This window comes from Bradyrhizobium sp. AT1, from assembly GCF_001590795.1.
GTDB lineage: Bacteria > Pseudomonadota > Alphaproteobacteria > Rhizobiales > Xanthobacteraceae > Bradyrhizobium.
Window position 1 is genome coordinate 2704626 of record NZ_JXDL01000001.1, and the last position, 2972, is coordinate 2707597.

Below are 2972 nucleotides of genomic sequence, written 5' to 3' on the forward strand. Positions count from 1 at the left end.
CTGTTTGCCACCGCGGATGAGGCCGCGCGACAGGCGGTCGAGAACGACGTGCACATCCTCGGCGTCTCCTCGCTCGCCGCCGCCCATCTCACCGCCGTGCCGGAACTGAAGGCCGCGCTGAAGAAGCAGGGCCGCGACGACATCATGATCATCGTCGGCGGCGTGGTGCCGCCGCAGGATTACGATGCGCTCTATGCTGCCGGCGCGGAAGCGATCTTTCCGCCGGGCACGGTGATCGCGGAGGCCGCCGAGGAGCTGATCCGCAAGCTGAATACCCGGCTCGGGCATAGCGAGGCGGCGGAGTAGCTTCGCCGTCTATTTTCCGACAAGAAAGGTTTGCGTGATGTTTCTCGCGCCAGGTTTCATGCGCGCGCTCGCTGTTGCCGCGGTTTGCAGCGCGCTGTTCGGTCCCACCCACGCCGCCGACCCCAAGCCCGACACCGTCATCAAGACCAAGAGCATCGAGGCGCGCCTCTTCCTCGACGACAAGATCAAGGCGGATGCGGCACTGGCGGCGGACTGCTTCGCCGAAGGCAAAAAGTGGCTCGACAAGAATGCGGCCGAAGCTGCCGCCGCGCGCAAAACCGATCCGCAGTTCTTTAAAGACGGCGGCTGGGATTTTGAGCGCAAATACTCAATCCGGTCCGTCGTCGCCGATCGCTATGTCAGCATCCTGCGCGACGACTACATGAATACTCGCGGCGCGCATCCCAATTCGGACGTGAACACGATCCTGTGGGACAAGGCGGACAACAAGCGCATCTCGATCCGGCCGTTCTTCGCCGAGACTGCCGACAACGGGGCGACCATGAAGGCGATGGTGAAGGCCATCATCGCCTCGCTGAAATCCGAGAAGAAGAAGCGCGACGCCGGCGAGACCGCGACCGACGAATGGTTCAAGGAGCTGAAGCCCAGCCTGCTCAAGATCGGCGCGGTCACGCTGGCACCGTCAACGGAGGCTGGCAAGAGCTCCGGCCTCACCTTCCACTACCCGCCCTACGCCGTCGGTCCCTATGCCGAGGGCGAGTATGTCGCCTTCGTGCCATGGGAGGCGCTGAAGCCTTACCTCACAGCGGAAGGTGCCCGCATCTTCGGCGGCGCGCGGCCGAAGGGCGACGCGGACGAGCCGTAAGCCAACGCTAACCGGATCGCGCCAACGTCCGCGCAAGCGAGTCCGTCCAAGCCGGAATCCACGACGCAAACAGGGCCTGCCAGCGATCGGCGTCCGCGGGCTCGGTCTTGAGGTCGACCGACCATTCGATCAGGGTACGGTCGCCCTCGGTGATCGGGCGCAGATGCATGGTGCCTTGATAGCGTGCTGGCGCCGGCATGCGGCTTCCCTCATCCTGCGGATAGGGCAGCGCTTCGAGACCGGCATAGGTCAGGCTGTGCTGCCGGTCCGAGTGATCGACCAGGCTCTGGCGAATCCAGTTGCCGAGATAGCAGAAGCGCCTGACGGCGCCGACTTCATCGCCGCGTTTGTCGTCTTCGATGACGCTCTCGCTGACGCCGTCGATGTAAGCGGGGTAGTTGTTGAAATCGCGGATCAGCGACCAGACTTCGTCTAGCGGGCGGTCCAGCACGGCGCTGTAATAGGCTTGGGTCATCGACAGCTTGCCTTGGTGTTTTCGTTACGCGCGCAGATTGATGGCGCGTGCCGCCGAAACCCACCCGATTTCCGACTGCCCGTCCGATGGGCATGCTGTTTTCACACAACATGTCGATCTCGTTGGTAGCGCTACCTTGCGGCGGCGCTGCAAAGCCGACTAGAATGTCCTCATTGACAAGAGCGCCCGGCATCACGGGCGCCGCTGGGAGGCATTCAATGTCCAAGATTTCGCGCCGCAGCTTTGCGGCTTCGACCGCCGCCGTTGCGGCATCCGCCGCTTTCGGCTTGAAGCCCGCGCTCGCACAAGCCTATCCGGCCCGTCCGGTCACCGTGATCGTGCCCTGGGGCGCCGGCGGTGGAACCGATGCGACCGCGCGCATCGTCGCAGCGCTCCTGGAAAAGGACCTCGGCCAGCCCTTCAACGTGGTCAACCGGACCGGCGGCTCCGGCGTGGTCGGCCACAGCGCGATCGCGACCGCGCAGCCCGACGGCTACACCATCGGCATGCTCACCGTCGAAATCTCGATGATGCACTGGCAGGGCCTGACCGAGCTGACGCCGAAGAGCTACACGCCGCTCGCCCTGATGAACGAGGATCCTCCGGGCATCCAGGTCTCCTCCTCCTCGCCCTACAAGACGGTCAAGGAGCTCGCCGAGGCGATCAAGGCGGCGCCGCCCGGCAAGTTCAAGGCTTCGGGCACCGGCCAGGGCGGCATCTGGCATCTGGCGCTGGTCGGCTGGATGCAGGCGATGGGCCTGCCTGCCAACCAGGTCGCCTGGGTGCCGTCGAACGGCGCGGCGCCCGCGATGCAGGATCTTGCCGCTGGCGGCCTCGACCTCACGACCTGCTCGGTGCCGGAGGCACGCGCCATCATCGAGGCGGGCAAGGCCAGGAGCCTCGCCATCATGGCGCCCGCGCGTAATCCGGTGTTCAAGGACGTGCCGACGCTGAAGGAGGCGATGGGCATCGACTACGCGACCGGCGCCTGGCGCGGCATCGGTGCGCCGAAGGGCCTGCCGCCGGAAATCGCAACCAAGCTCACCGCGGCGCTGAAGAAGGTCTACGAGTCCGCCGAGTTCAAGGACTTCATGAGCAACCGCGGCTTCGGCACCGTCTGGGGCGACGCCACCCAGTTCGCCGGCTTCATGGACAAGGGCGACGCCCAGATGGGCGAGGCGATGAAGGCGGCTGGCCTCAGCAAGGCGTGACGTCGCCTGCTCTCGCTGAGATGACGCCGGCCGCAGCGCTGAGCACCCTTTCACCTCTCCCCGCTTGCGGGGAGAGGTCGACTTCGAGCAACGCTCGAAGTCGGGTGAGGGGGACTCTCCGCGCATCCAACTCTCTCCGTCCCCGCGGAGACTC

The 2972-nt window shown here is 65.5% G+C and carries 4 protein-coding genes; 3 read left to right on the plus strand and 1 reads right to left on the minus strand.

The genetic code is table 11. From position 1 onward, the window contains the following. Positions 1–306, plus strand: a 306-nt coding sequence (locus tag SE92_RS12855; protein WP_198172627.1) for a cobalamin-dependent protein, incomplete at its 5' end; no start/stop codon positions are given. A 58-nt stretch (positions 307–364) separates the two neighbouring features. Continuing rightward, a complete protein-coding gene (locus tag SE92_RS12860; protein ID WP_157095873.1) occupies positions 365–1132 on the plus strand; it encodes an RsiV family protein in 768 nt (255 codons plus the stop codon). A 7-nt stretch (positions 1133–1139) separates the two neighbouring features. Here SE92_RS12860 and SE92_RS12865 read toward each other — a convergent pair whose 3' ends face one another. Next, positions 1140–1607: an SRPBCC family protein gene (locus SE92_RS12865; protein ID WP_063196033.1), complete on the minus strand. Its 468-nt coding sequence runs from the start codon at positions 1605–1607 to the stop codon at positions 1140–1142. A 218-nt stretch (positions 1608–1825) separates the two neighbouring features. Between SE92_RS12865 and SE92_RS12870 the strand changes: the two genes are divergently transcribed. Next, the gene (locus SE92_RS12870) at positions 1826–2818 is read left to right on the plus strand and encodes a tripartite tricarboxylate transporter substrate binding protein (protein WP_063196034.1); all 993 of its coding nucleotides are present in this window, start codon (positions 1826–1828) and stop codon (positions 2816–2818) included. Positions 2819–2972 lie beyond the last annotated feature (154 nt).

Coding starts and splice junctions, on each gene's coding strand:
- SE92_RS12860 (WP_157095873.1), top strand. CDS start 365: ATGCGCGCGCTCGCTGTTGCCGCGGTTTGCAGCGCGCTGTTCGGTCCC.
- SE92_RS12865 (WP_063196033.1), bottom strand. CDS start 1,607: ATGACCCAAGCCTATTACAGCGCCGTGCTGGACCGCCCGCTAGACGAA.
- SE92_RS12870 (WP_063196034.1), top strand. CDS start 1,826: ATGTCCAAGATTTCGCGCCGCAGCTTTGCGGCTTCGACCGCCGCCGTT.